At 71.1% G+C, this 26,194-nt stretch carries 24 protein-coding genes and 1 pseudogene; 12 read left to right on the top strand and 13 right to left on the bottom strand.

The window, feature by feature from the left end:
- Window positions 1–200 precede the first annotated feature (200 nt).
- The gene (locus tag MTR79_RS03640) at window positions 201–1,409 is read left to right on the top strand and encodes a nucleotide sugar dehydrogenase (RefSeq protein WP_086702196.1); all 1,209 of its coding nucleotides are present in this window, start codon (window positions 201–203) and stop codon (window positions 1,407–1,409) included.
- Between the two features lie 536 nt (window positions 1,410–1,945).
- Here the strand turns inward: MTR79_RS03640 and MTR79_RS03635 are convergent.
- The 4 genes from MTR79_RS03635 to MTR79_RS03620 all read right to left on the bottom strand — a co-directional run bounded on the left by MTR79_RS03635 (window position 1,946) and on the right by MTR79_RS03620 (window position 6,652).
- Window positions 1,946–3,070 carry a GuaB3 family IMP dehydrogenase-related protein gene (locus MTR79_RS03635; protein WP_033272416.1) on the bottom strand — a complete coding sequence of 375 codons (1,125 nt, stop codon included), beginning with the start codon at window positions 3,068–3,070 and terminating at the stop codon, window positions 1,946–1,948.
- 127 nt (window positions 3,071–3,197) lie between these two features.
- Complete coding sequence (gene guaB / locus MTR79_RS03630) at window positions 3,198–4,703, bottom strand: IMP dehydrogenase (protein WP_048457988.1); 1,506 nt, start codon at window positions 4,701–4,703, stop codon at window positions 3,198–3,200.
- Window positions 4,704–4,885: 182 nt separating this feature from the next.
- Window positions 4,886–5,473, bottom strand: coding sequence for a sigma-70 family RNA polymerase sigma factor (locus MTR79_RS03625; RefSeq protein WP_006130726.1), 588 nt, complete (start codon window positions 5,471–5,473; stop codon window positions 4,886–4,888).
- A gap of 567 nt (window positions 5,474–6,040) precedes the next feature.
- Window positions 6,041–6,652, bottom strand: a complete 612-nt coding sequence (locus MTR79_RS03620) for a response regulator transcription factor (RefSeq protein ID WP_003948568.1) — start codon at window positions 6,650–6,652, stop codon at window positions 6,041–6,043.
- A 380-nt stretch (window positions 6,653–7,032) separates the two neighbouring features.
- Here MTR79_RS03620 and MTR79_RS03615 point away from each other — a divergent pair, with 380 nt between their 5' ends.
- A complete protein-coding gene (locus MTR79_RS03615) occupies window positions 7,033–7,365 on the top strand; it encodes a WhiB family transcriptional regulator (RefSeq protein WP_006130727.1) in 333 nt (110 codons plus the stop codon).
- 124 nt (window positions 7,366–7,489) lie between these two features.
- Here MTR79_RS03615 and MTR79_RS03610 read toward each other — a convergent pair whose 3' ends face one another.
- Window positions 7,490–8,386, bottom strand: a complete 897-nt coding sequence (locus MTR79_RS03610; protein ID WP_244789146.1) for a LysR family transcriptional regulator — start codon at window positions 8,384–8,386, stop codon at window positions 7,490–7,492.
- A 92-nt stretch (window positions 8,387–8,478) separates the two neighbouring features.
- Between MTR79_RS03610 and MTR79_RS03605 the strand changes: the two genes are divergently transcribed.
- From MTR79_RS03605 to MTR79_RS03595, 3 genes are all read left to right on the top strand, one after another.
- On the top strand, window positions 8,479–9,159 hold the full coding sequence (locus MTR79_RS03605; protein WP_244789144.1) for an MOSC domain-containing protein: 681 nt from the start codon (window positions 8,479–8,481) through the stop codon (window positions 9,157–9,159).
- Window positions 9,160–9,245: 86 nt separating this feature from the next.
- The gene (locus MTR79_RS03600) at window positions 9,246–10,019 is read left to right on the top strand and encodes an SDR family oxidoreductase (RefSeq protein WP_048457992.1); all 774 of its coding nucleotides are present in this window, start codon (window positions 9,246–9,248) and stop codon (window positions 10,017–10,019) included.
- A gap of 105 nt (window positions 10,020–10,124) precedes the next feature.
- The gene (locus tag MTR79_RS03595; protein ID WP_175448174.1) at window positions 10,125–10,832 is read left to right on the top strand and encodes an ester cyclase; all 708 of its coding nucleotides are present in this window, start codon (window positions 10,125–10,127) and stop codon (window positions 10,830–10,832) included.
- Window positions 10,833–11,130: 298 nt separating this feature from the next.
- Here MTR79_RS03595 and MTR79_RS03590 read toward each other — a convergent pair whose 3' ends face one another.
- The 3 genes from MTR79_RS03590 to MTR79_RS03580 form a co-directional block, all read right to left on the bottom strand.
- Window positions 11,131–12,387: a caspase family protein gene (locus tag MTR79_RS03590; RefSeq protein WP_244789142.1), complete on the bottom strand. Its 1,257-nt coding sequence runs from the start codon at window positions 12,385–12,387 to the stop codon at window positions 11,131–11,133.
- Window positions 12,384–12,848, bottom strand: coding sequence for a hypothetical protein (locus MTR79_RS03585; protein WP_244789140.1), 465 nt, complete (start codon window positions 12,846–12,848; stop codon window positions 12,384–12,386). Before MTR79_RS03585 ends, MTR79_RS03590 begins: the two co-directional genes overlap by 4 nt.
- A 163-nt stretch (window positions 12,849–13,011) precedes the next feature.
- A complete protein-coding gene (locus MTR79_RS03580; RefSeq protein WP_244789138.1) occupies window positions 13,012–14,418 on the bottom strand; it encodes a hypothetical protein in 1,407 nt (468 codons plus the stop codon).
- Window positions 14,419–14,741: 323 nt separating this feature from the next.
- Here MTR79_RS03580 and MTR79_RS03575 point away from each other — a divergent pair.
- Window positions 14,742–14,992, top strand: a pseudogene (locus MTR79_RS03575) (hypothetical protein); the annotation flags it as partial.
- Here MTR79_RS03575 and MTR79_RS03570 read toward each other — a convergent pair.
- Window positions 14,943–15,188 (bottom strand): helix-turn-helix transcriptional regulator, encoded by a 246-nt coding sequence (locus MTR79_RS03570; RefSeq protein WP_280518386.1) that lies wholly within the window; start codon window positions 15,186–15,188, stop codon window positions 14,943–14,945. The pseudogene MTR79_RS03575 and the gene MTR79_RS03570 sit on opposite strands and share 50 nt — an antisense overlap.
- A 615-nt stretch (window positions 15,189–15,803) precedes the next feature.
- On the opposite strand from MTR79_RS03570, the gene MTR79_RS03565 reads away from it, so the two are divergent.
- The 5 genes from MTR79_RS03565 to MTR79_RS03545 all read left to right on the top strand — a co-directional run bounded on the left by MTR79_RS03565 (window position 15,804) and on the right by MTR79_RS03545 (window position 19,917).
- Window positions 15,804–16,802 carry a hypothetical protein gene (locus MTR79_RS03565; RefSeq protein WP_244789136.1) on the top strand — a complete coding sequence of 333 codons (999 nt, stop codon included), beginning with the start codon at window positions 15,804–15,806 and terminating at the stop codon, window positions 16,800–16,802.
- A 274-nt stretch (window positions 16,803–17,076) separates the two neighbouring features.
- Entirely contained in the window at window positions 17,077–17,898 is an 822-nt protein-coding gene (locus MTR79_RS03560) for a hypothetical protein (protein WP_244789134.1), read from the top strand.
- A complete protein-coding gene (locus MTR79_RS03555) occupies window positions 17,885–18,349 on the top strand; it encodes a PIN domain-containing protein (protein WP_244789132.1) in 465 nt (154 codons plus the stop codon). The genes MTR79_RS03560 and MTR79_RS03555 overlap by 14 nt, the downstream gene beginning before the upstream one ends.
- A gap of 91 nt (window positions 18,350–18,440) precedes the next feature.
- On the top strand, window positions 18,441–19,127 hold the full coding sequence (locus MTR79_RS03550) for a uracil-DNA glycosylase (protein ID WP_244789130.1): 687 nt from the start codon (window positions 18,441–18,443) through the stop codon (window positions 19,125–19,127).
- A gap of 13 nt (window positions 19,128–19,140) precedes the next feature.
- Window positions 19,141–19,917, top strand: a complete 777-nt coding sequence (locus MTR79_RS03545; RefSeq protein ID WP_244789128.1) for a hypothetical protein — start codon at window positions 19,141–19,143, stop codon at window positions 19,915–19,917.
- 161 nt (window positions 19,918–20,078) lie between these two features.
- Here the strand turns inward: MTR79_RS03545 and groL are convergent, their stop codons facing one another.
- The 4 genes from groL to MTR79_RS03525 all read right to left on the bottom strand — a co-directional run bounded on the left by groL (window position 20,079) and on the right by MTR79_RS03525 (window position 24,647).
- The gene (gene groL / locus MTR79_RS03540) at window positions 20,079–21,707 is read right to left on the bottom strand and encodes a chaperonin GroEL (RefSeq protein WP_163037301.1); all 1,629 of its coding nucleotides are present in this window, start codon (window positions 21,705–21,707) and stop codon (window positions 20,079–20,081) included.
- Window positions 21,708–21,869: 162 nt separating this feature from the next.
- Entirely contained in the window at window positions 21,870–22,178 is a 309-nt protein-coding gene (gene groES / locus MTR79_RS03535; protein WP_006130737.1) for a co-chaperone GroES, read from the bottom strand.
- An 841-nt stretch (window positions 22,179–23,019) separates the two neighbouring features.
- A complete protein-coding gene (locus MTR79_RS03530; RefSeq protein ID WP_244789126.1) occupies window positions 23,020–23,763 on the bottom strand; it encodes a polysaccharide deacetylase family protein in 744 nt (247 codons plus the stop codon).
- On the bottom strand, window positions 23,760–24,647 hold the full coding sequence (locus MTR79_RS03525; RefSeq protein WP_189365883.1) for a polysaccharide deacetylase family protein: 888 nt from the start codon (window positions 24,645–24,647) through the stop codon (window positions 23,760–23,762). Before MTR79_RS03525 ends, MTR79_RS03530 begins: the two co-directional genes overlap by 4 nt.
- A 123-nt stretch (window positions 24,648–24,770) precedes the next feature.
- Here MTR79_RS03525 and MTR79_RS03520 point away from each other — a divergent pair, with 123 nt between their 5' ends.
- Window positions 24,771–25,946, top strand: coding sequence for a methyltransferase domain-containing protein (locus MTR79_RS03520; protein ID WP_163037305.1), 1,176 nt, complete (start codon window positions 24,771–24,773; stop codon window positions 25,944–25,946).
- Window positions 25,947–26,194 lie beyond the last annotated feature (248 nt).

Genomic DNA, 26,194 nt, shown 5'->3' with positions numbered 1-26,194 from the left:
CCGGGCTGCCACCGGCCGGCCCACCGAGCTGTCACCGGTCGACCCACCGGACCAGTCCCCCGCGCGACTCACCGAAAACCAGCCGATCAATCCCGCATATCGGTCATATTTACTCCTAGTCTGACATTGCGCTCGCCTGTCCAGTCCTCAGGGCTTGCGCACCTGTCGCACTCCGGCTACTGGGAAGGACGGTCCACGCCATGCCCGCAGATCTCGCCGTCATCGGACTCGGCCCGTTCGGACTGCCCCTGGCCCAGGCCGCCGTGGCCGCCGGCATCCCCACCGTCGGGTACCGGACCGGCCCCGAGCCCGGCTCCCTCAGCCCCGCCGAGCAGCGGCGCATGCTCGCGCAGGGCTTCCGGGTCACCACCAGCGCGACCGAGCTCGGCCGGGTGCGCACCGCCGTGATCTGCGCCCCCACCGCGCCCGCCGCCGACGGCGGGCTCGACCTCGGCCAGGTCGAGTCGGCCGCCCGCGCCCTCGCCGCGCAGCTCCGCCCGCACACCACCGTGATCCTGGAGTCCCCCGTGCCGCCCGGCACCACGGAGGGCCCGCTGCTGCGGCTGCTGGAGTCCGGCTCCGGCCTGCGCGCGGGCCGCGACTTCCACCTCGCCCACTGCCCCAGCCGCGTCGACCCCGGCAACCGGGACCACACCCCCGCCAACACCCCGAAGGTCATCGGCGGCCTCACCCCCGCCTGCACCGAGTCGGCGGCGGCCTTCTACGGCCGCATCACCGACAAGGTGGTCCGCGCCCGCGGTCCCCGCGAGGCCGAGACGGTGCAGCTCCTGGAGACCAACTTCCGGCACGTCAACATCGCCCTGGTCAACGAGATGGCCGCCCTCTGCCACGACCTGGGCATCGACCTGTGGGACGTGCTGCGCTGCGCGGAGACCAAGCCCTTCGGCTTCCTCGCCTTCCGGCCCGGGCCTGGCGTCGGCGGCCACACCGTCCCCCAGGACCTCACCGCGCACGCCGGCCGCACCCTGCGCATGGCCGAACTGGCCCAGGAGGTCAACGGCCGCATGCCCCGCTACGTCGTGCAGCGCGCCGCGGCCCTGCTCAACGAGCACGGCAAGTCGGCGCGCGGCGCGCGCGTGCTGCTCCTCGGGGTCACCTACAAGGCCGACCTCTCCGACCTCCAGGGCAGCCCCGCGCAGGAGATCGCGGTCCGTCTGATGGAACTGGGCGCCTCGGTCAGCTACCACGACCCGCACGTGCCGTCGTGGAACGTCCTGGACCGCCCCGTCCCCCGCGCCGACTCCCTCTACGAGGCCGCCGCCGACGCCGACCTCACGATCCTCCTCCAGCAACATCGCACGTACGACCTCCAGGGCCTCTCGGTCAAGGCCCAGCTCCTCCTGGACACCCGCGGCGCGACCCCCACCGGGGCGGCGCACCGGTTGTGAGAGGGGGGCGTGCGGCGGGCTTCCGTGTCACGGGGGCTGCTGGTGGGCGGGACGTCACCCCGGTACGGTGGGAAGCAGGTGGAGCCCACCGCAGCGGCTACTGCGGCAGGCTCCGGGATGATGCACGGGTGTCCGCCCCTAGTCTTCGTGGGGGCGGCCGCTCACCATCCGAAAAGCCGCAAGATCCACCTCCTCCGGCACTTCACCGTCCACAGACGGATCCGGTCCCAGCGGGTGGGCCTGCGGTGGCGTCCCATGGGCGCCCCCTTCCACGACACCGCCCAGTAGCCCGGTGGACGGTCCGTCGGAATCGGGCCGGGCCCCGAGGGCGGGGCCCGGACCAGGTCCTTGGAAGGGGGCTCCCAGAAGAACTGGGACACCGCCGAGGACACTAGCGGTCTCGACCAGGCGCATAGGCGCGAACAGGGTCCCGGCGCAACCGCGCGCCCCCCGACCACCACGCGCGCCCGGCGCAGACGCGAAAGGGGCCGGTCACCCGTTCAGGTGACCGGCCCCTTCTCGTGGCCCGAGGGCGACTACCGGCGGTGCTGCGAGTCCGCCACCGTCACCTCGACGCGCTGGAACTCCTTCAGCTCGCTGTAGCCGGTGGTGGCCATGGCGCGGCGCAGGGCGCCGAACAGGTTCATCGAGCCGTCGGGGGTGTGGGACGGGCCGGTGAGGATCTCCTCCAGGGTGCCCACCGTGCCGAGGTCGACCTTCTTGCCGCGCGGCAGCTCCTCGTTGACGGCCTCCATGCCCCAGTGGTGGCCGCGGCCCGGCGCGTCGGTGGCGCGGGCCAGCGGGGAGCCCATCATCACGGAGTCCGCGCCGCAGGCGATCGCCTTGGGCAGGTCGCCGGACCAGCCGACGCCGCCGTCGGCGATGACGTGCACGTAACGGCCGCCGGACTCGTCCATGTAGTCGCGGCGGGCCGCGGCCACGTCGGCGACCGCGGTGGCCATCGGCACCTGGATGCCCAGCACGTTGCGCGTGGTGTGCGCGGCGCCGCCGCCGAAGCCGACGAGGACGCCGGCCGCGCCGGTGCGCATCAGGTGGAGCGCGGCGGTGTAGGTGGCGCAGCCGCCGACGATCACCGGGACGTCCAGCTCGTAGATGAACTGCTTCAGGTTCAGCGGCTCGTGCGAGCCGGAGACGTGCTCCGCGGACACCGTGGTGCCGCGGATGACGAAGATGTCCACGCCCGCGTCGACGACGGCCTTGGAGAACTGGGCGGTGCGCTGCGGGGAGAGCGCGGCGGCGGTGACGACGCCGGAGTCACGCACCTCCTTGATGCGCTGCCCGATCAGCTCCTCCTTGATCGGAGCGGCGTAGATCTCCTGGAGGCGGCGGGTGGCCGCCTCGTCGGGCAGACCGACGATCTCGTCGAGCAGCGGCTGCGGGTCCTCGTGGCGGGTCCACAGGCCCTCGAGGTTCAGCACGCCGAGGCCGCCGAGCTCGCCGATGCGGATCGCGGTGGCCGGCGAGACGACCGAGTCCATGGGAGCCGCCAGGAACGGCAGCTCGAAGCGGTAGGCGTCGATCTGCCAGGCGATCGAGACCTCCTTCGGGTCCCGCGTACGGCGGCTGGGGACGACCGCGATGTCGTCGAAGGCGTACGCCCGGCGGCCGCGCTTGCCGCGCCCGATCTCGATCTCAGTCACGTCTGTGGCCTTTCCCTGTTGCGTTGCAGCGCCTTCCAGTATCCCCGACGGCCCCGGCGCCCACCGCCCCGGCGGCACGAGCGGGGGCGGCCCCGGTGGTCCGGAGCCGCCCTCGGGAAGCCCGCCGCTACTGGCGGCTGTAGTTCGGTGCCTCGACCGTCATCTGGATGTCGTGCGGGTGGCTCTCCTTGAGGCCCGCCGAGGTGATCCGGACGAAGCGGCCGCCTTCCTGGAGCTCGGGGACGGTGCGGCCGCCGACGTAGAACATCGACTGGCGCAGACCGCCGACGAGCTGGTGGACGACGGACGACAGCGGGCCGCGGTAGGGCACCTGGCCCTCGATGCCCTCGGGCACCAGCTGCTCGTCGGAGGCGACCCCCTCCTGGAAGTAGCGGTCCTTGGAGAAGGACTTGCGGTCGCCACGGGTCTGCATGGCACCCAGCGACCCCATGCCGCGGTACGACTTGAACTGCTTGCCGTTGATGAACATCAGCTCGCCCGGCGACTCCTCGCAGCCCGCGAGCAGCGAGCCGAGCATCACCGTGTCGGCGCCCGCGACGAGCGCCTTGGCGATGTCGCCGGAGTACTGCAGGCCGCCGTCGCCGATGACCGGCACGCCGGCCTCCTTGGCGGCCAGCGCGGCCTCGTAGATCGCGGTGACCTGCGGCACGCCGACGCCGGCGACGACGCGCGTGGTGCAGATGGAGCCGGGGCCGACACCGACCTTGATGCCGTCGCAGCCCGCGTCGACGAGCGCCTTGGCGCCGTCGCGGGTGGCGATGTTGCCGCCGATCACGTCGACGCCGGAGGAGTTCGACTTGATCTTGGCGACCATGTCGCCGACCAGCCGGGAGTGGCCGTGCGCGGTGTCGACGACGATGAAGTCGACGCCCGCCTCGATCAGCGCCTGGGCGCGCTCGAACGCGTCACCGGCCACACCGACCGCGGCGCCCACCAGCAGACGGCCCTCGCCGTCCTTGGCGGCGTTGGGGTACTTCTCTGCCTTGACGAAGTCCTTGACCGTGATGAGGCCCTTGAGGACGCCGGCGTCGTCGACCAGCGGAAGCTTCTCGATCTTGTGACGGCGCAGCAGCTCCACGGCGTCCGGGCCGGAGATGCCGACCTTGCCGGTCACCAGCGGCATCGGCGTCATGACCTCGCGCACCTGACGGGAGCGGTCGGTCTCGAAGGCCATGTCGCGGTTGGTGACGATGCCGAGCAGCTTCTTGTTGCCGTCGGTGACCGGGACGCCGCTGATGCGGAACTTGGCGCACAGGGCGTCGGCCTCGGCGAGCGTGGCGTCCGGGTGGATGGTGATCGGGTCGGTCACCATGCCGGACTCGGAGCGCTTCACCAGGTCGACCTGGTTGGCCTGGTCCTCGATGGACAGGTTGCGGTGCAGCACGCCGACGCCGCCCTGGCGGGCCATCGCGATGGCCATGCGGGACTCGGTCACCTTGTCCATGGCGGCGGACAGCAGCGGGATGTTCACCCGCACGTTCTTGGAGACGTACGAGGCGGTGTCGATCTCGTCGGGTGCCATGTCCGACGGGCCCGGCAGCAGCAGCACGTCGTCGTAGGTCAGCCCGAGTGTCGCGAATTTTCCGGGCACTCCGTCGACGTTGGCAGTCATGACACCTTCCCCAAATGGCCTTGATCGGTGCGGATGTCCATGCTAACGGGAAGCGTGGGTGTCTCATTCCACGGTTCCGCACGGCCCCCGGCTTCGTATGTTCGTACGGGAACGACGGATCGTCCGTTCATATGCAACTGATGTGCCGGCGCGCACGCGAAGAGGCGGTGCGTGGGCGGGCGTTACTGCTCCGCCAGGGCCCGCAGCCGGCTCAGCGCGCGGTGCTGCGCCACCCGGACCGCGCCGGGTGACATTCCCAACATCTGACCGGTCTCCTCCGCGGTGAGCCCCACGGCGATGCGCAGGAGGATCAGCTCCCGCTGGTTCTCCGGCAGGCTGGCCAGCAGTTTCTTGGCCCACTCGGCGTCGCTGCTGAGCAGGGCGCGCTCCTCCGGGCCGAGCGAGTCGTCGGGCCGCTCCGGCATCTCGTCGGACGGCACGGCGGTCGAGCCGGGGTGCCGCATGGCGGCGCGCTGGAGGTCGGCGACCTTGTGGGAGGCGATGGCGAAGATGAACGCCTCGAAGGGCCGGCCGGTGTCCTTGTAGCGGGGCAGCGCGAGCAGCACCGCCACGCAGACTTCCTGGGCGAGGTCCTCGACGAAGTGCCGGGCGTCGCCCGGCAGACGGGAGAGACGGGTGCGGCAGTAGCGCAGGGCGAGGGGGTGGACGTGGGCGAGCAGGTCGTGCGTGGCCTGCTCGTCTCCGTCGACCGCGCGGTGGACGAGCGCACCGATCGCCCCCTGGGCCGTGCCCGCCTCGTCGTCGCGCATCGGTCCATGGTGCCCTGCGGACGCGGGGTCCGTGGCACCGTGTCCTTGGTTGTGCACCGAAGCGTTATGAGCAGGTGCGCCGGAAGTCATCCCTTGCGCCCTCCCCTTCCGCTCGACCGACTCGTCCCCGAGGAACTCCACACCTCAAGGATGCGGCATCCGCCGCGAAACGAGCAGTGGGTCCCTCCAGGCCGCGGCGAACACCACGTCCACCGTGTGCGCCGGCCCACGTGAGCAGCGCTTGGCGGGCCCGCCCGTGCGGGGCCCGCGCCCGGGATGCGCCGGTGCCGGCTCGGCTCGCGTCCGTGCGGAACGTCACGAGGGTCGGAGCCGCAGCCGTCCGGGAGAGACACGGATGCCCGTACCGGACCCGGACGCACGGCCGGCGCCCCGCACGGTCCGCGCGGCGCCGCGGCCATGACGGGGACCGGGTCCGTCCGCGCGGGAACCAGGCGCCGCGTCCGCCGGAACGACGGCTCGCCGGATCCGGGCCCGGACGCACACCCGGACCCCGCGCCGGTACGGCGCCCCGCACTCCGGCCGGCCCGGCCCGAAGGACGGGACGGCCTACCGCACCAGACCCCACCGGAACCCGAGCGCCACCGCGTGGGCCCGGTCCGAGGCGCCGAGCTTCTTGAACAGCCGGCGCGCGTGGGTCTTCACCGTGTCCTCGGAGAGGAACAGCTCGCGGCCGATCTCCGCGTTGGAGCGGCCGTGGCTCATCCCCTCCAGCACCTGGATCTCACGCGCGGTGAGCGTGGGCGCCGCGCCCATCTCGGCCGAGCGCAGCCGGCGCGGGGCGAGCCGCCAGGTCGGGTCGGCGAGCGCCTGCGTCACCGTGGCGCGCAGCTCCGCGCGGGAGGCGTCCTTGTGCAGATAGCCGCGGGCCCCGGCGGCCACCGCGAGGGCGACGCCGTCCAGGTCCTCGGCGACCGTGAGCATGATGATGCGTGCTCCGGGGTCGGCGGAGAGCAGCCGCCGCACTGTCTCGACGCCGCCCAGACCGGGCATGCGCACGTCCATCAGGATCAGGTCCGAGCGGTCGGCACCCCAGCGGCGGAGGACTTCCTCGCCGTTGGCCGCCGTCGTCACGCGCTCGACGCCGGGCACGGTCGCGACCGCGCGGCGAAGCGCCTCTCGGGCAAGCGGGGAGTCGTCGCAGACGAGGACGGAAGTCATGGCCGCCCTCCGCAGCTGATGCGCGTCACCTTGAGCCTCCAGGCTGGTACGAAATCGTCACCTTGCGGTCGACCGTCTCGGACGCCCGCCCGAGCGCTTGTTCCTTCAACCGCCTCGCACTCTCAACGACGGTCACTCGAAAGAGTTACGGGGCCGTCTGCCATCTTCGGCACTCTACGTGAGGAGGCGTTCACGGTGGAGACATGCGCGACGTACCCCCGAACTTTCACCACAACCCATGCCCCATTCAGCCCCTTTTCTTCCCCTTTGATGGTGTCCGGAGCTAGATTCGCAATGAGTCATATTTTCATCTCCTTTGATCGTAGTTGTACGGTCGTGGACACCGGATCCGCCCAGTAACGGCTACAAGGGGTCACGCAATGGCAGATTTCTCCCGCCTTCCCGGACCGAACGCGGACCTGTGGGACTGGCAGCTCCTGGCTGCCTGCCGCGGGGTGGACAGCTCGCTCTTCTTCCACCCGGAGGGCGAGCGGGGTGCCGCACGCAGCGCACGCGAGAACTCGGCCAAGGAGGTCTGCATGAGGTGCCCGGTACGCGCCGAGTGCGCCGCGCACGCGCTGGCGGTGCGCGAGCCGTACGGCGTGTGGGGCGGCCTGACCGAGGACGAGCGCGAAGAACTGATGGGGCGGGCACGCAACCGGCTGGTGTCGGCGTCGGGCGCCGGCGGACACGCCACCGCCTCGAACACCTGAAGGAACGTTTCTCCGGAAAGGAACCCCGGGCACGCTCGCGTGCCCTTGCTCTGTGAGCCGCTCGCCTGCTCTGTGAGCCACTCGCCGGCGGCCCGGTGCCGTCAGGCGGCCGAGGCGGCTTCCCTCACCTGGCGGCGGCCGCCGCCAGCTTCTCCAGCGTCGCGGTGACAGCGGGGACCTGGGCGAGGTCCGGCAGGGTGAGCGCGACGATCTCCCGCCGCACGGCGGGCTCCAGGTCCACGGTGCGCACGCCGCGCGGCCGCAACGACTCCAGCGCGAGCTGCGGCAGGACCGCGACCCCGAGTCCCGCGCCGACCAGGCCGGCGACGGCCGGGTAGTCGTCGGTCGCGAAGTCGATGCGCGGGGTGAAACCCGCCGTCTCGCACACCTCGACGAGCTGTCCCCGGCAGCGCGGGCAGCCCGCGATCCACGGCTCCCCCGCGAGCTCCCCGATGGCGACCGACCCCGCACGGGCCAGCCGGTGCCGTTCCGGCACGAGCCCGACCAGCCGGTCCGACAGCAGCGGCCGCACCACCAGGTCCTCCCATTCCTCCGCACCGGCCGCGCCCTCGTAGCGGAAGGCCAGGGCCACGTCGCAGTCACCCTCGCGCAGCATCCGCACGGAGCGGGGCGGTTCGGCCTCCTCCAGGGAGACCCGGGTGCCGGGGTGGGCGTCGCGCAGCGCGGCGAGGGCGGTCGGCACGAGCGTGGAGCTGCCGCTGGGGAACGACACCAGCCGCACCCGTCCGGCGCGCAGGCCGGCGATGGCCGCGACCTCCTCCTCGGCGGCGGTGAGCCCGGCGAGGATGCCCGCCGCGTGCCGCACCAGCGCCTCGCCGGCCTGGGTCAGCCGCATCTCGCGGCCCGTACGGATGAGCAGCGGCGTTCCGACGGACCCCTCCAGGGCCTTCATCTGCTGGCTGACGGCGGGCTGGGTGCACCCCAGCTCGCGGGCGGCGGCGGAGAAGGAACCGGTGGAGGCCACGGCGCGCAGCACGCGGAGGTGGCGGGCTTCGATCACACCGCCAGGATACGCGCAGAGATAAGCCCGCCTTTGATCAAGCGGGGATTAATGCGTCGACGCTTTGATGTGCATGCCTTACCGTGCACCGCATGAAGCTTCTGTCTGTGAACCTGGGCCGCCCGAAGTCCGTCCCCTACACGGGCCAGCGCGACGGCCTGACCGGCATCGACAAGCGTCCGGTGGACGGGCCGGTGCGGGTGTCGGCGCCCGGCCCGAAGGGCGTCGGCGGAAGCGGTCTGGCCGGGGACGCGGTGTGCGAGACGCGGCACCACGGCGGGGACGACCAGGCGGTGTACGCGGTGGCCCGCGAGGACCTCGACGAGTGGGAGCGCACCCTGGGGCGCACGCTGCTCGACGGCTCGTTCGGCGAGAACCTCACCACCGAGGGGGTCGACGTGTCCGGCGCGCTGATCGGCGAGCGCTGGGCCGTGGGACCCGAGGCGGTCCTGGAGGTCACCTCCGGGCGTGTCCCGTGCCGCACCTTCCAGGGCCATCTGGGTGAGAAGGGCTGGGTGAAGCGGTTCACGGAGCGGGCCGCGCCGGGGGCCTACCTGCGAGTGATCACGCCCGGCGAGGTGCGCGCGGGGGACGCCGTACGCATCGTCCACCGCCCGGACCACGACGTGACGGTGGCCCTCCAGTTCCGGGCGGTGACGACGGATCGCGAGCTGCTCCCCCGGCTGCTGGCGGCGGGGGACGCGCTGCACCCGGAGGCGCTGCGCCGGGCGCGGGAGCATGTGGAGAAGTCAGGGGCGACGGTGGAGGTCTGACCGCACGTCGGGGCGTGTCCTGGAGGACCCGTGCCCGCACGGCCCGCAGAGCGGACGCCCGCCCTCCGGGTCACTACTCTTGGGCCATGACAACGGCTCTGATTACGGGATCGACGGCGGGAATCGGTGCCGCGTTCGCGCGGCGGCTGGCGGCCGACGGCCACGACCTGGTGCTCGTGGCCCGGGACACCGCACGCCTGCGGGAACAGGCGACCGAGCTGCACGACCGCCACGGCATCGAGGCGGAGGTGCTCACCGCCGACCTGGCCGAGGACAAGGGCATCGAGGCGGTGGAGCGCAGGCTCGCCGACCGCCGCAACCCCGTCGACCTGTTGGTCAACAACGCCGGGTTCGGGCACAAGGGCCGCTACCTCGAGGTCCCCATGTCCGACGAGCTGACGATGCTCAAGGTCCACTGCGAGGCCGTGCTGCGGCTGACGTCTGCGGCGGTGGAGGCCATGCGGGAGCGCGGACGCGGCGGGGTCGTGAACGTCGCCTCGACCGCGGCGTTCGTGCCGCGCGGGACGTACGGCGCGTCCAAGGCATGGGTCGTGCAGTTCACGCAGGGCGCGGCGCAGGACCTGGCCGGTCACGGCGTACGCCTGATGGCGCTGTGTCCCGGCTTCGTGCGCACCGAGTTCCACCAGCGGGCCGGCATGGGCACGGACAACATCCCGCGGTGGATGTGGCTGGACGCGGACAAGGTCGCCGCGACGGCACTGGCGGACCTGGCCCGGGGCAAGTCGCTGTCCGTTCCGGACCCGCGGTACAAGGTGCTGATGGGCGCGTCGAAGCTGGTCCCGCGGAACCTGCTGGGTGGCATCTCCTCCAGGACCGGCCGCAAGTACGGGCCCCGCTGACGGCTCCGCGGGCGCGCCGGGACGCGGGCCGCGCCCCGGAGGAGAATGGGGCAGGACAGGACCCGCAGCGCGCCGGCCCGGACCCGGGTGGCCGGAGGTGACGTCATGACCTTCGTACAGCTCATCGACTGCAGGACCAGCCGGTTCGAGGAACTCGACCGGCTCATGAACCAGTGGGTGGAGCAGACCAGGGGGAGGCGGACGGCGACGCACGCGGTGGTCGGCAAGGACCGCGGCGACACGTCGCACCTGGTGGAGATCGTGGAGTTCCCCTCGTACGAGGAGGCGATGCGGAATTCGAAGCTGCCGGAGACCGACCGGATCTTCCGGGAGATGAGCGCCCTGTGCGAGGGGACGCCGACCTTCACCGACCTCGACGTGGTGCGCGACGCACGGCTGAACGCGGACACGGCCCGCCGCTTCTTCGAGATCGTGACCGCCTCGCACGACCTGTCCCCGCTGACGGGGCTGGTCGAGGAGGACTACCGGGACCACGACCCGGCGAACGAGCAGGACGTCGTCGGCCTGAAGGACCTGCGCCGCGAGCTGGACGCGTGGCGCGCCGGCTTCGACTTCACGTTCCGCGCCGAGGACCGCGTGGCCCAGGGCGACCGGGTCTGCACCCGCTGGAGCTGGGAGGGCATCCACAAGGGCGACTTCCTCGGCATCCCGGCCACGGGCCGGCGGGCCACCATGACCGGCATGACCGTCTTCCGCTTCAGCACCTCCGGCAGGGTCGCGGAGGGCTGGTGGCAGTACGACCGGCTGGGACTGCTGCGGCAGCTGGGGGCGGTGGAGCCGCCGGAGCTGTGACGTCGGTCGGCGATCGCCTCTGACGCAGGCGTCGGTGTCCTGGCGTGCGACCAGGATCTGCTCCTGTTGTCAGGGGAGGATCACGACAGCAGTCGGTACGGACCCTCCCTCCGCTGTCCACGGCGGTGCTCGGTGCCCGCTGCTCCCGCCCCCCGTGAGCGTTGGTTCCAGCCCGGCGCTCCGGCTTCCGCTGGGAGCAGGAAGGGCTTCCGCACTTGGACGACAGGATTTCGCCGCCCTGGGAGCTGCCCGTCGCCAGGACTCGCCTGTCCTCCCCGAGCAGTTTCTCCCACAGGCTTCAACCGGGGTGGATCCCGGCCAGGGAGTTCAGCAGAGCGGCCAGGCGTTCGGCGCTGTCCCTGCTTCCGTCACCGAAGGTGAGCGAGCGGTAGGGGTGTTTCAGGAGGACGTAGCTGGAGACGTACCCGCCTCCCTGGCGGTAGTGGCCGGCGACCCGGACGCTCTCCGCCGTGATCTCGTGAGCGCCGAGCTCTTCGTAGGTCAGGCGTCCGCTCCTCTTGGGCAGGTGGACCGCCGTGTCGGTGAAGACGAGGTAGCCGTCGTGGCTTCGCCCTACGGGGAGGAAGTTGTTGAAAAGGTGCCAGCGGTGACCCCCGTCCCAATAGCCGAGGATCTTTTCGCCGGCCACACCGGGTGTGGTCTTCCGCAGGTGTCTCAGGCCCGGGTCGTCGTCCGGCGGCCTGATCACCAGCCCCAGGGCCAGCGGTGCGCCGCGCAGGACGCGGCAGATCTCCTCCGTGTTCGCGCCGGCGGATGGTCTGCCGGTCACCTTGTCAGAGACCGGTTGCTGGGGGTTGAGCGCGACCGTCACGGGTCTTTTGAGGAAGAGGGAGGCCGTCGGCTGCTGGGCCTGCCCCACGAAGCGCTGCCTGAGGTACTCCGCCAGGTCGAGGATGGAGACAACGCCGTCCCGGTCGAGGTCGGCGTCGCCGGTCCTGAGCCCTTCGACCATTGCGGTGACGTACAGGGAAGTACGGGGTGCACCGATCTTGCGGAGCTTCCCGGAGGGTTCCATCGCCGCCTGTACCTCATCGGCGGAGGTCAGTACGGCGAAGCCGGAGCCGGCCTCTTGCAGGCGGGCTCCCAGGCCCACGGAGCTGGGACCGCGGTGGGTGAGGACCCGCTTGACCCGCCCGCTGTAGCAGCAGTCGATGCTCAGGACGATCTGTTCCGAGGCGCAGGTCTCCAGGAGTTCGGCGAGCAGGGTGACGGGGAATCCGGTGGCCTCGATGTGTCCGCTGTGCGAGTCGCGCAGCACCAGGTGGAGGCGGAAGGTGTCGTCGAGCCAGCCGTGGCAGGAGAAGTGGAGGAACAGGATGTCGGTCCGCTTCGACTCCTTGAACAGTTTCGACACCGCGAGCTGCGCCTCCGAGGCGGTCACGTCGAACAGCCGCTGCACGGTGTAGCCGCCGATGTCCTGACGCGACAGCACGGTGCTGAGTTCGGCGAGGTCGTGGAAGGGCGCGGCGAGTTCGGCGAAGGACCGGTCCTGGTAGCGGGAGCAGCCGATCAGCAAGGCCCGCCGCTCGGTCACGTCGAGTCCCCGTTCCCGTTCGGCGGGGGTCCCTGGTCGTCGGGGGTGGGGTCCTGATCATCCGGCGGGACTTCCCGGCCGTCCAGCCAAGAGTCGATCAGCCGCCGTTGGTCCTCGGCGGACAGGCCGGTCACCTCCATCGCCTCACCGTCCCGGCGCCGGAGCCACACCTTGCGCCCGGGACGCAACGCCGACCAGCCTCCGAACAACTGGACGCCCTGAAGGATCACCGCCGCCACGGGGGCGAACTCGACCGACAGCCGCAGCACTTCGGCTAGACCCTCACCAGCTCGGGACCCCGGTGCCGGCGGGGGGCCCGCCTTTCCCCTGGCCGTGGTCCCGGACAGCCGGTTCAGTTCACGGGTGAGCTGGGCGGAAGCCAGCTCCATCGACCTGTCCCCGTCCCCCCGCCCTGGTTCGAGCACCACCTCGAAGTCGATCGCCCTGCCGTCCGCCCCCATGGCCCCCTGCCCTTCCAATGCTGAGAACGGCTTCTCCCCGTCCGGAAGAAGCGACGGGGTATTACCCTGCGGCTCCTGCCCTCACTCCCCGTCAGCGACGGCGGTCTCCGGTGAGGCTCGCCGTCCGTAGACGTGGGGACGTCCGTAGACGTGGGGACGGGCCTCACTGGATGAGCTTCACGAGCTCACCGCCTGCCTTGTAGAAGGCGAAGAGGCCGGGGGCCACCGACAGGAGCGGCCGGAGCCTGCCTCTCAGCGGATACCAGCGGGGCGCCTCGGACAGGAGCATCCCCTGAACGGAGAGGTAGGCGGCTTCCGTCTCCCCGGCGGAGCGCCCGTGCGCTGCGGTCGGCTCGCCGGAACGCCTTGGCAGCCGCCTCCTCGCCACGGCCCTTCTCCGGACGACGGACTTCCCACGGCTGCCACCCCTGACCGAGGTGGTGAGCCCGCGTGACGCGGCGGTCCGGCCCTCACGCTCCAGCAGCCGTCTCTTCACCTCCGCCCTCTTACGGACGATGATCTTCCGATGGTTCCTCACCATCACCCAGAGAAGAGCCAGCACGATTCCCAGGTTCGCCAGGATTCCCAGCAGCGCCATGGCACCGATGACCGCGTTCCCCGATCCGCCGGGAGCGCCCTGCAAGAGGTAGGCGACGGCGAACAGAGAGACCGCGAAGTTCAGGAACCCCAGATAAACGATCGCGTTGACTTCGCCGACCGGCTTCCACCCGAAGTCGTCGTCGCGATCCCTCGGCACGTACTGGAATTCCCAGTGCTTCCGGGAGTTGATCGAGAACATCACAAGTTTCTGGTAGATGTAGGCCTGCTTCGCCGCGAAGTAAATGCCGAACATCCCGACACCGATCCAGGTGAGGGCCAGTCCGAAATGCTCTTCGTAATTTGCCCACCACGAGGCGCGCAGCACCTCCTCGCTCGGATGTTCCCTCGAGATGGCGGAGAGATCGGAGAAGGCGCGGCCACCTTTGTAGGCCGCCCAGTACAGGTAGCAGCTCCCGAGGAAGCTGAAGGCCAGCAGCACCCCTTTGACCCAGCGCGCGGGACGGATCCTCTCGTGGAGGAGTGCGAGCCGCTCGGCGAGTCGTCCCTCCCTGAATTTCACCGACTTGACGAGCCCGGAAGCCACGAGACCCCTCTGGAGGCCGGCCAGTCTCTTGATCAGGATCAGATAGATCGTCACCGCCAGCGTCGAGGTGAAGCCGAGGGCGACGCTCGGCAGATCGGCGACGAGAGGCAGCTCGCGGCACTCCGAGGGCCGCTCCTGGAGGGCGGGGATCGCCAAGTGCAGAAGGGTGGAAGGGGGGCAGTCCGCCGACGACTCCACACCGATCCATGCACATGCGCCATAGACGAGGCCCATAACCGCGAGAGGGACGCCAGGGATGAAGACCGCCTGCCAAAACCTCCCCCTCGGAGTGATTTTATCCGCATAGGAATCCAGGGCGTCGCGAACTCTTATGTGGGCGCTCCTGGTTTTAGATATGAGCGGACTCCAGAGCCTCACGGCACGCCCCCTGTCGTACACGTGCGAAAGGATGCGCTTGATCGACACCCCTCCTTGAAGATTAACCGATACCCCTATCGGATAGCCATACACATTCCCACACATCTTTCATCACTCCCATGAGATCGAACTGAACTCGATAAGCAATACGATGGGAATATGTGATTACCTGATCAGGTTCGATCGGAAAGAGTGAGAGTCTTACCATCCGAGAGCTGACAGGCCCAGCTCGGGCGATGCGGTCGGGCGTCGGCAAGGCCGGGGCGGGGCTGTGACGGTGACGGCCGAGGAGCGGCAGGGGGCGGGGCCTCGCTGGACCGGGTGCGACTGCTGCTGATCCCGGACGCATGGCTGTCCGGCCGCGGCGACGGTTGTTCGAGGTGCTTCCGTTGTACGAGGCGGCCACGGCGCTGCTCGCGTTCTGGCGGCGGCGCGGTGCGGACGGCGAAGTCGTGCACGACTTCACGGACCCGATCTGAAAACCCGTTTCCTCGGCGACCTGTACCAGGGCCTGTCCGAGCACGCGCGTAAGACGTACGCGCTGCTCCAGACGCCGGTGTTCGTGGAGGAGTTCATCCTCGACCTGCCGCTGAAACCGGCGGTGGAGGAGTTCGGCTCGGATACCGAGCCTTCGCCACCTCCCCCTTCATGGCAACCAACACCCCCCTCCCGCCCACCTCCCGGTCCACCGCGTCCACCAGCTCCGGCCGGGGAATCCGCCGCCCCTGCTCCACCGCCGCGATCTGCGCCTCGCCGTACCCGACCCGCTCCCCCAACTGCGCCTGCGTCAGCCCCGCGGCCTCCCGCAGCAGCATCATCTGACGGCCGAAGCAGCGCAGGAACTCCCCGTTGGAATCGGCGCCCGCGCCGCCCTCCACGCCCGCACCCGAGTCCGCTCCCGACTCCATCGCGCCCGCCCCTCCCTCAGCCGTGCCGAGGCCGCCGCCCTGTCGGAGGGTGAGGGCACGGGGCACGACGTGGAGAGGTATCTCGTGCAGTTGTGGCCTGCCAAGCCGTGACCGCGGCACGGACGAGCCGGGTCGGATGCCGTCCCGCCCGTCCGCCCGCCGTCGGGGTCAGGAACGGATCTTCACGAGGAACCCGTCGTCCATCCCGTCGATGATGCGGTTCTTCGCGTAGAAGCTGCGCAAAATGTTGCCGCCCGCCACGTTCTCAGCCGCGGGGATCGGCTTCACGGAGAAGTTGAACTCCTCGCTTCCGAGTCGTGGTCCGCCTCTGCGGCACCCGGCAGGTCGAACAGCAGACCCGGCCTCTTCACGCAACGCATGCGTGCGAGCACTCAACGTGCGGTAGCGTCGGCTCGACATCACGTCTTCCGCGTGCCACGCCGGGCACGGAACGAAGGCGACCCCCGCGGCGGTTGCAGCCGTCCGCGAGGGCCTGAACCACCAGTGGAAGTTAGGGCTCCCACCGTGATTTACCGGCACCATATCGCGCCCCCGCGCGCCTTCTCCCAGTTCTCCCACGACCTCATTCGGCACCCCCGGCTGTCCTCCGACGCCGTGCGGCTGCTGACCTGGCAGCTCTCCCTCCCCGACGGGGCGCGCGAGTCGTTGTCGCGCACCGCCGAACGCGCGCGTATCGGGGCGTGCGCCTTCACGCGGGCCAAGCGGCAACTCAAGGAGGAGGGCTTCGTGCACGAGCGTCGGCTCCAGGGGCCCGGCGGCCACTGGATCACCCAACAGCTCGTCTCCAACGTGCCGTTGACCGCCGTCGAGGCCGCGAAGATCCTCGCGCGGATGCCCGTGCACCCATCCTCCGCCGACGCGTCACCGCAGGTCGCTCCGAGTCCCCGTCTTCCGACCGTCGGTATTCCGACCCCTCCGCTCACCGACGGTCATCCGAAGAAAGACCCCGGGGAAAACACCTCCCACCGTCCCGCCGAGCCGGAGCGGCAGCCGGACCCGGCCCCGAAGCCCGAACCCGCCCCGGAGACGTCCGAGACGTCCGAACACTCCGAAGCCGCCCGCGCCCTCGTCGCCGCCCTCCCCCATCTCTCCCCTGACCTGCGCCGCATCCCCCGGGGCATGCATGACGAACTGGCCCGCCTCGTCGCCCGCTGGCTCGCGGCCGGCCACACCCCCACCGCCGTCCGCACGCACATCCTGCGCGGCCTCCCCGACGATGGCACCCCCGTCCACCGCCCCGGCGGCCTCCTGCGCTACCTGCTCCGGGACGTGCCACCCGCCCCCGCCCCCGGCATCACTCCAGTCTCCGAACAACCCTCCCCCGCACGCCCGTCCAGCCGCCTCGCCGCCCTCCGCGAATGCGAGGGCGACCACGTACAAACGACCCTCTTCCGCCCGGCCGGCGACGAAACCCTCTGCCGACGCTGCCTCGACTCACCACCCCTCCATACCGGTCCTCTGGACGGCGGCCCGGTGGCACACCCATTGAAGGAACGGGTCTGAGCAGAGTGGGGAAGGCCACCGCAGAGGACAGCAGCCCGGACCGTCACCAAGAGGAAGGAAGTGACCTCCTACCGCCATGGCGAGCGCCCGGCGCGCCCGGCCCACACCGCCGAACTCTCGGTTGGCAGCAGGACGGACACACCTCTTCTCTTCCGCCTTTTTCCCGCCCGTTTCCCTCACGTCCGGGTGAAAGCATCCGGGCCGAGCGCCACCATGGACTCGGGCAGTGCGTACCGTGGCGTGATCGGACTGTGCAGGGAGAAGGAGGTGCGGCATGAGCGTCGAGCTCGAAGTGAGTCTGAGGGGCCCCCACGTCGGCATGGACGCGCAGGAATCACTACGCACCATACAGAGCGTGCTGTCGCTGCTGCGTGAGCTGGAGAACACCGAGACGGAGCGGTCGAGCCGCCACCACACCCGGTGGGCCTTCAGCGAGCTGCGTCTGGGCAGCGTGACGTGTGTCCTCGAACCCCTGCGGATCGGCGAGCACTCCGATTACCGGGTCGTGGAGCGGGTGCTGCGCACGGCTGTGTCCGGACTTGCGGAAGCCGAGACCGTGGAACGCATTCCGGCCGGCTGGACCACCCGTGCGGCATCGCTGGGGCAGCAGATCGCCCGTTCCCTGGGAGCCTCACCCGATATCGGTATGTTCATCGCCGTACGTGCCGACGGAGCCGCACTGCGGACAGCTGAGGTCACCCAGCGGACGGCGCTCCACCTCCGGGCCGCCACCCGTGCGAGGCTGCGCACTTTCGGTTCGCGACGGGGTCGCCTCAGCGGCCTTGTGGAGGAGAGGCATCGCCGCCCCCGTGCCGTACTGCGAACCGAGGTCGGCAACGAGGTGGTCCCCGTCTACTTCGACGACGACCTGGACACCGAGCTGCGGCGGGCGTGGCGACGCGACCGGGTGGAGATCACCGGGGAGATCACCGAGAACGCCCACGGACAGGTGGTGCGGATGCGGGCGCGAGAGATCGAACTCCTCCCGACGGAACCGCGGCTCTCCGACGACGAGCTGCGGGCCGGTTTCTGGCCGGACATGACCGACGGCCGGGACTCGGTGGACTATGTGGAGGCTCTGCGTGAGGGAAACTGACCGCCCCGGGTCGGTCTACCTGGACAGCAACTGCTTCATCGACTGGGCCCAGGGCACGGGTTGCCCGCGCGAGGCGGAGAGCATGCTGCGGGCTGCCAAAGCCGGTCACGTACGCCTCTACACGTCCACCGTGACCCTGGCCGAAGCACGCGGTACCTCCGCGAGCGCCCACCGATCGCGTATCCGGACGCTGCTCCAGGAGCCCTACGTCACGCTGGTGGAGGTGACACGCCGAGTCGGTCTCATCGCCAACGACATCACGGCGGAGAAACCGAAGATCAGGGGCCTGGACGCCATCCATCTGGCATGCGCGATCTTCGCCGGCGCCGACGTCTACGTGTCGCGCAACTTCCGCGACTTCACGCCGGGGGACGTGTGCAAGGGAGTCCTGATGCGCACACCCTTCGAGTACGGCGGCCCGGGTCTCTTCTCCGGCTCGGACACCGACTGAGCGCCCAGCGGCCCAGCAGGTTCGGGTACCGCCGCGCTCCGAGCCCGGCAGGCCCAGCGAGTTGTCAGACGGACCTGACACACTGCGCGCCATGACGCCACACGACCGGTTCCGTACCGCCGCTCCCCGGGCCCTGCGGGACCCCGGAGCCCTGCGCGCCCGGCTGGAGGCGGTCCATGGCGAGCCCGCCGTGCGGCCCCTGAACGAGTGGGTGGAGAAGCTGCGCACGCGGCTCGGGGACGGGGAGTCCGTGCCGTGGTTCGACCCCGCGTCCGGCGGCGTCAAGGCGCGCAGCCTGTTCCTGCTGGAGGCGCCAGGACGGAAGGCGATGGGCGCGGAGGCGGAGCTGCGGCGGACCGGCAGCGGGATCATCTCCGTCGACAACGACGACCCGACGGCCCGCAACTGTTGGATGCTCCGCGAGGAGGCCGGACTGCCGTACGCCGAGTCCCTGCACTGGAACATCGTGCCCTGGTACCTGGGGACCGCCGACCGCATCGCCGCTCCCGGCCGGTCCGAGATACAGCGGGCGGCCCCCTTCCTGCACGAGATCATCTCGATGCTGCCCGCGCTGGAGGTCGTCGTGCCGATGGGCCGCAAGGCGCAGGCCGGCTGGGCGGCGTACCAGGAGACCTACGCGCCGAAGGTGCACACGCTGCCCACCTGGCACCCCAGCCCGCGCGTGTTCGCGTCCCGGCCCGCCGCACGGCAGGAGATCCTCGACGTCCTTCGCACGGCGGAACGCATCCTCTCCGGCGGCGCTGTCACCGGCGCCTGACAGGATGCGCGCCATGGCATCGAGAGGCGACAGCGACGAGGCGTACGTGATCGGTCTGTGCGACCGCATCCTCGGCGAACCGGCCCTGACGCAGCACCGGTTCGACTGGCTGCTGGGCGACCCGGGGGCAGGGGGCCGTCAGGTCAGGCTGCCGGTCGACGCGTACTGGCCCGGCCACCGGCTGGTGGTCGAGTACCGGGAGCTCCAGCACGACCAGCCGATGCCCCACTTCGACAAGCCGGACCGGCTCACCGTGAGCGGCGTCCACCGGGGCGAGCAGCGGGCCCTGTACGACGCCCGCCGCGACACCGAGATCCCCGCCCACGGGCTGCGGCTGGTCGTGGTCCGGCCGGCCGACCTCGACGCGGACGGGCGCGGGCGGCTGCGGCGCAGCGAGGAGGCCGACCTGACGACGCTGCGGAAGATGCTGGCCCGGGAGAGCGACGAGGACCGGGTCACCGACGCCTTCCGCGCCTGGCTGCTCGGCGAGGGGTGGACACCGGTCGAGCCCACGGACCGCTGGACCGACCTGGAAGCGGTGCGCGGCGAGGAGCGGCTGATCTGCGAGGCCAAGGGCCGCACCAAGGAGAAGGGCATAGACGCGGACATCGCCTACGGACAGCTGCTGCGCCGCATGACGAGCCAGGACGCCCGCATACGGTACGCACTCGTCGTGCCGTCCTCGTCCGTCAAGGCCGCCGAGCGGGTTCCGGCGCACGTCCGCGAGCTGCTGCGGATCGACGTGTACGAGGTCACGGACGACAACACGGTGTGCCCGCTGCTCGCATGACGGGCGCCGTACCGACGGCCGGCACAGCGAAGGCCCGCACGCGGACGCGGCGAGGGCCCGGCTCCCCGTCGGGTGGACGGGAAGCCGGGCCCTCACACGGTGTCCGGCGGCCTCGCGGCCGTCAGAGTGGCCCCCTGGCCGTCAGGGCGAACTGAGCGTCGTCAGTGGGCGTGGCCGTGGCCGTGACCACCGGCGGCGGCCGGCTCTTCCTCTTCCTTCTTCTCGACGACCAGGGTCTCGGTCGTCAGCAGGAGGGAGGCGATGGAGGCGGCGTTCTCCAGAGCGGAGCGGGTGACCTTGACCGGGTCGATGACGCCGGCCTTGATCAGGTCGCCGTACTCGCCGGAGGCGGCGTTGTAACCGCTGCCCTTCTCCAGCTCGGCGACCTTGGAGACGATGACGTAGCCCTCGAGGCCGGCGTTCTCGGCGATCCAGCGCAGCGGCTCGACGGCGGCCTTGCGGACCACGGAGACACCGGTGGCCTCGTCGCCGGTCTTGCCGAGGTTGCCCTCGAGGACCTTGACGGCGTGGACCAGCGCGGAGCCACCACCGGAGACGATGCCCTCCTCGACCGCGGCGCGGGTCGCGGAGATGGCGTCCTCCAGACGGTGCTTCTTCTCCTTCAGCTCCACCTCGGTGGCGGCGCCGACCTTGATCACGCACACGCCGCCGGCCAGCTTCGCGAGGCGCTCCTGGAGCTTCTCGCGGTCCCAGTCGGAGTCCGTGGCCTCGATCTCGGCCTTGATCTGGCCGACGCGGCCCTGCACGTCCTCCTTCTTGCCGGCGCCGTCGACGATGGTGGTGTCGTCCTTGGTGACGGTCACGCGGCGGGCGGAGCCGAGCACGTCCAGGCCGACCTGGTCGAGCTTGAGGCCGACCTCCTCGGAGACGACCGTGGCGCCGGTGAGGACGGCCATGTCCTGCAGCATCGCCTTGCGGCGGTCGCCGAAGCCGGGCGCCTTGACGGCGACGGCGTTGAAGGTGCCGCGGATCTTGTTGACCACCAGGGTCGACAGGGCCTCGCCCTCGACGTCCTCGGCGATGATCAGCAGCGGCTTGGAGGCGTTGGCCTGGATCATCTTCTCCAGCAGCGGCAGGAGGTCCGCGATGGCGGAGATCTTGCCCTGCGTGATCAGGATCTGCGGCTCGTCGAGGACGGCCTCCATACGCTCCTGGTCCGTCACGAAGTACGGCGACAGGTAGCCCTTGTCGAAGGCCATGCCCTCGGTGAAGTCCAGCTCCAGACCGAAGGTGTTGGACTCCTCGACGGTGATGACACCGTCCTTGCCGACCTTGTCCATCGCCTCGGCGATGAGCTCGCCGACCTGCTGGTCCTGGGCGGACAGCGCGGCGACGGCGGCGATGTCGGACTTCTCGTCGATCGGGCGGGCGGTCGCGAGGAGGTCCTCGGACACGGCGGCGACGGCGGCGTCGATGCCCTTCTTCAGGGCGGCCGGGGAGGCGCCGGCGGCGACGTTCTTCAGGCCCTCGCGGACCAGCGCCTGGGCCAGCACGGTGGCGGTGGTGGTGCCGTCACCCGCGATGTCGTTGGTCTTGGTCGCCACCTCCTTCACCAGCTGCGCGCCGAGGTTCTCGTAGGGGTCCTCGATCTCCACCTCGCGGGCGATCGTGACACCGTCGTTGGTGATGGTGGGGGCGCCGAACTTCTTGTCGATGACGACGTTGCGGCCCTTGGGGCCGATCGTCACCTTGACCGTGTCGGCAAGCTTGTTGACGCCGCGCTCGAGGGCGCGACGGGCGTCCTCGTCGAACTTCAGGATCTTCGCCATGGCAGCGGGAGCCCTCTCGGAAATCTAGGTGAAATCACTGCGCCCCTGGGCCGCCCGGCTCCTTGTCGGATGCTGGGGCCAGGGGCGCAGTGTTCGAGCAGAAGTACTTGCTACGAGGTCGGGTTCTCCGGGGCGGGCCCCGGGGTCCCCTCTACTTCTCGACTACTTCTCGACGATCGCGAGGACGTCGCGGGCCGAGAGGACGAGGTACTCCTCGCCGTTGTACTTGACCTCGGTGCCGCCGTACTTGCTGTACAGAACGACGTCGCCGACCTTCACGTCGAGCTCGACGCGCTTGCCGTCCTCGAAGCGGCCCGGACCGATGGCCAGGACGACGCCCTCCTGGGGCTTCTCCTTCGCCGTGTCCGGAATGACCAGGCCCGAAGCCGTGGTCTGCTCGGCGTCGAGCGGCTGGACCACGATGCGGTCCTCGAGCGGCTTGATGGCAACCTTGGAGCTGGCGGTCGTCACGATCCGACCTCCCCCTTCGGAGATCTCACGGGGTTAACTGTCTGAGGTGGCGACCAGGTCGATCCGTCGTCGCGGGTGCCGGACCTGCCCGTCGCGTTGTTGGCACTCTCCAGGGGGGAGTGCCAGACCCGAGACTATGACCGCGATTAGCACTCGGTCAAGCGGAGTGCCAATTGCCGTGCGGCGCGTCGGGGGGTGGGGGTGTTTTTCGGCGCGCGGTTGTGTGGTGCCGGTGTTGGTGTGGCCGTCTCCCGGTGCTGCGCCCCCGGACCCCCTGTCGACCCTTCGGGCCTCGTCCTCAAGCGCCGGACGGGCTGGAAGTGACCCCAGGCAGGCTGGAAACGGCCCGGACAGGCCGGGAACGGCCTCGGACGGGCAGTGAGCGGCGCCGGACGGGCAGTGAGCGGCGCCGGACGGGCCTGGAACGGCCCCGGGCAGGCTGGGAACGCCCCGGACTGGCTGGGAACTGCGCCGGACGGGCCGGGAACTGCCCCGGGCAGGCAGGGAGCGGCCCCGGACGGGCCGGAAACGGGCCCCGGGCAGGCAGGGAACGGCCCCGGACGGGCTGAGAGTGGAGCCGGACCGGCTGATAACGGCCCCGGACAGGCCAGGAGAGACGCCGGACGGGCGGGAACGGCCCCGGACAGGCCAGGAGAGACGCCGGACGGGCGGGAACGGCCCCGGACCGGCCGGTAGCGGCCCCGGACCGGCCGGTAGCGGCCCCGGACCGGCCGGTAGCGGCCCCGGACTGGCCGGTAGCGGCCCCGGACTGGCCGGTAGCGGGAGGGCGAGGAGGGCCAGGGCGGGGAGTGGCCTCGCCCCGGCTGGGAGGGACCGGGCTCTACTGCCGGCCTACGTGGTCTTCCAGCCTGCCCACCCTCAGACCCCGCTCGTCCAGTTCCGCCAGGAGCCTCGTCGTGCGTTCCGCCAAGGACAGGGGCGGGGCCTCGCCCGACGGTACGGAGACGATGTCGCCGGGGCGCAGGTGGCGGGGGCCGTGGGTGTAGGTGAGGTGGCCGTCGGGTTCCAGGGTCACGCGCCACAGGACCACCGCGGCGATGCCGCACTCCGCGGCGGCGCGCAGGGTGGCGGTGTCGTGCCGGCCGTAGGGCGGCCGGAAGAGACGGGGGCGGATCCCGAAGCGGGCGGCGAGTTTGCGCTGCTGGCCGCAGATCTGGGCGCGCTGGGCGGCGAGGGGCAGGCCGGGCAGGGCCGGGTGGTCGAGGGTGTGGTTCTGGAGGTTGGCGCCGACCGCGCGGAGGCGGGCGAAGTGGCCGTAGCCGGGGCCGATCACGCTGTCGGTGAGGAACATGCTGACCGGCAGCCTGCGCTCGCGCACGAGGTCGATGAAGCGGGGGTCGCGTTCGGCGCCGTCGTCGTAGGTGAGGAAGACGACCGGGTCGTCGGTGGGGACGTGGTCGACGACCGGCGGGAGCGGCGCCGGGGCGACGGCGGTGGCCGGGCCGCCGGCGCGGGAGGAGAGGTTTCCCGCGCCGGACGGGGCGGCACATCCGAAGGTCGCGGCGAGCAGCAGGGCGAGGGCCGCCGGGAGGAGCCCCGGGATCGTCCCGCGCCGCCGCCTCACAGGTAGTCCTCCAGCCTGGCCACGGCGTATCCCTCGGCCGTGACCTTGTCGAGGAAGCGGCGGATCATGTCGCGCATGGTGCCGTCCCAGTCCTCGCGGCCCCGGAAGTGGGACAGCACGATGTCGCCCGGGTGGATCTTCCGGTCCCACTCGCGGTACTCCCAGCGGTCGGCGAAGACCTCCTCGTTCCACAGCGGGACGTGGGTGATGCCGCAGCTCTTCGCGGCGCGCAGGGTCGCCTTGTCGTAGTTCCCGTAGGGCGGGCGGAAGAGGGCCGGGCGGGTCCCGTAGCGCTTCTCGATGACGTCCTGCATGCCGCAGATCTCGCGCTTCTGCCGGGCGTGCGAGAGGGCCGGCAGGTACGGGTGGCGGAGTGTGTGGTTGTGCAGGGCCACGCCCCGTTTCTGCATGTCCTTGAAGTAGCCGTAGTCCTCCTCGACGAGGTAGTCGCTGAGGAAGGCGCTGTACGGCACCTTCAGCTCGGTCATCATCCGCAGGAACTCGGGGTCCTTCTCGGCGCCGTCGTCGATGGTGAGGAAGACGACCTTCTCCTCCACCGGGACGGTGGTGAAGACCGGCGGGAGGTCCAGCCGTTCGTGGCCGTCGACCTCGAAGCCGTCGCGGGTGGTGATGCGCGGCTTCTTCGCCGGGGGCGGCGGGGCCGCCAGGGGGACCTTCTTCAGGCCCCAGCGTTTCGCCGCGGCGGCGCGGGCGGCCTGCGCGGCGCGCAGCTTCTCGGCGTAGGAGTCGAGGGCGCGGGCCGGGGGCGCCTGGAGGGGCTGGCCGCCGGCCGGTTCGACCGTGTCGCTGTCCTTGCCGCAGCCCGAGGCGAGAGCGGCGAGCGCGAGGGCGGCGAGACCGGTCCGCGCCCCCAGCCGTCGCATCCGCTTCTTATCGTTTTGTCCTACTACTCGCATGGAGCCGGATCCTCGCAGCCGCCCGGCCCGTGTCCCGCCCGACACCGCGGCCGGGAGCGCACGGTCCACCGACTGGCCCACAATGACCCGGTGAACGACCTCGCCCCGCTCCTCACCCCCGAAGGCCGCGCCCTCCTCGACGAGGTACGCGACACCGACCCGGCGCACGAACTCGCCGTCGCGACCCGGCTGCGCCGGGACCACCCCGCCGAGCTGGTCTCGGCGGCCCTCGGCCAGGCGCGGCTGCGGCAGCGGGCGGTGGCGAAGTTCGGGGCGGAGGACGCGGCGCGGATGTTCTTCACGCCGAACGGGGTGGAGCAGTCGACCCGGCGCGGTGTCGCCGCGTACCGGGCGGAACGGCTGCGGGCGGCGGGCGTACGGTCGGTCGCCGACCTGTGCTGCGGGATCGGCGGCGACGCGATCGCGCTGGCCCGCGCCGGCATCCGTGTCCTGGCCGTCGACCGGGACCCGCAGACGGCCGCGGCCGCCCGCGCCAACGCCGAGGCGCTCGGTCTCGCCGGCCTGATCGAGGTGAGCGAGGCGGATGTGACGGAGGTCGACACGTCCGGCTACGACGCCGTGTTCGTGGACCCGGCCCGGCGCTCGTCGAAGCGCGGCCGGATCTTCGACCCGGAGGCGTACTCGCCTCCCCTGTCGTGGGCGGTGCGGGCGGCGCTTAAGGCGCCTCGGGCCGCCGCGCTGAAGATCGCGCCCGGCATCCCGCACGAGGCGGTCCCGGCCGAGGCCGAGGCGGAGTGGATCTCCGACGGCGGGGACGTGAAGGAGGCGGTCCTGTGGTTCGGCACCGCCCCGGGCACGGTCCGCGCGACCCTGCTCCCGGGCCCGCGCACCCTGGTCTCCCGCGGCCTCCCCGACCCCGAGGTCCGCCCCGTCGGCCGCTACCTGTACGAGCCCGACGGCGCCGTCATCCGCTCCCATCTGGTCGCCGAGGTCGCCGAGCCCCTCGACGGCGGCCTGATCGACCCGACCATCGCCTACGTGACGTCCGACGCGCTGCGCGAGACGCCGTTCGCCACGGCGTACGAGATCACCGACGTGCTCCCCTTCAACGTCAAGAAGCTGAAGGCCCTGCTGCGGGAGCGGGAGGTGGGCGTCCTGACGGTCAAGAAGCGAGGCTCGGCGGTCGAACCGGAGGAACTCCGCCGCAAGGCCCTCCCGAAACCGCACGGCACGGCATCGGTCACGGTCTTCCTCACCCGGGTCGCGGGGGCCCCGACGATGCTGCTGGGGCACCCGGTGCGCTGAACGCGCGCGGTGCGCGCCCTGAGACGAGAACCCCGAGCACTCGGCCTGCCCACGTCTCCGGCGACCCGGGACCCGCGCACCGGCCGACGCTCACGCCATGCCGCAGACCGGGCATGGCGCCCCGCCACCGTCCGGCGGCCGGGCCTTGACTCCACACGACGTCACGAGCGCCGTGCCGCCGCCCTCGCCACGACAGCGCGGACAGTCGTCCCCCAGTGCCTCAGCCGCACGACGCGGCGCGGCGCGGC

It is taken from the genome of Streptomyces sp. BJ20, from assembly GCF_022869105.1.
Classification (GTDB): Bacteria; Actinomycetota; Actinomycetes; order Streptomycetales; family Streptomycetaceae; genus Streptomyces; species Streptomyces griseoincarnatus.
This window is presented reverse-complemented; position numbering and strand designations above follow the sequence as displayed.

Coding starts and splice junctions, on each gene's coding strand:
- MTR79_RS03605 (WP_244789144.1), top strand. CDS start 8,479: ATGAAGCTTCTGTCTGTGAACCTGGGCCGCCCGAAGTCCGTCCCCTAC.
- MTR79_RS03620 (WP_003948568.1), bottom strand. CDS start 6,652: ATGACTTCCGTCCTCGTCTGCGACGACTCCCCGCTTGCCCGAGAGGCG.
- MTR79_RS03600 (WP_048457992.1), top strand. CDS start 9,246: ATGACAACGGCTCTGATTACGGGATCGACGGCGGGAATCGGTGCCGCG.
- MTR79_RS03570 (WP_280518386.1), bottom strand. CDS start 15,188: ATGATGCTGCTGCGGGAGGCCGCGGGGCTGACGCAGGCGCAGTTGGGG.
- MTR79_RS03545 (WP_244789128.1), top strand. CDS start 19,141: ATGGCATCGAGAGGCGACAGCGACGAGGCGTACGTGATCGGTCTGTGC.
- MTR79_RS03640 (WP_086702196.1), top strand. CDS start 201: ATGCCCGCAGATCTCGCCGTCATCGGACTCGGCCCGTTCGGACTGCCC.
- MTR79_RS03615 (WP_006130727.1), top strand. CDS start 7,033: ATGGCAGATTTCTCCCGCCTTCCCGGACCGAACGCGGACCTGTGGGAC.
- MTR79_RS03585 (WP_244789140.1), bottom strand. CDS start 12,848: ATGGGGGCGGACGGCAGGGCGATCGACTTCGAGGTGGTGCTCGAACCA.
- groL (WP_163037301.1), bottom strand. CDS start 21,707: ATGGCGAAGATCCTGAAGTTCGACGAGGACGCCCGTCGCGCCCTCGAG.
- MTR79_RS03595 (WP_175448174.1), top strand. CDS start 10,125: ATGACCTTCGTACAGCTCATCGACTGCAGGACCAGCCGGTTCGAGGAA.
- MTR79_RS03525 (WP_189365883.1), bottom strand. CDS start 24,647: ATGCGACGGCTGGGGGCGCGGACCGGTCTCGCCGCCCTCGCGCTCGCC.
- MTR79_RS03560 (WP_244789134.1), top strand. CDS start 17,077: ATGAGCGTCGAGCTCGAAGTGAGTCTGAGGGGCCCCCACGTCGGCATG.
- MTR79_RS03550 (WP_244789130.1), top strand. CDS start 18,441: ATGACGCCACACGACCGGTTCCGTACCGCCGCTCCCCGGGCCCTGCGG.
- MTR79_RS03625 (WP_006130726.1), bottom strand. CDS start 5,473: ATGCGCGACGACGAGGCGGGCACGGCCCAGGGGGCGATCGGTGCGCTC.
- guaB (WP_048457988.1), bottom strand. CDS start 4,703: ATGACTGCCAACGTCGACGGAGTGCCCGGAAAATTCGCGACACTCGGG.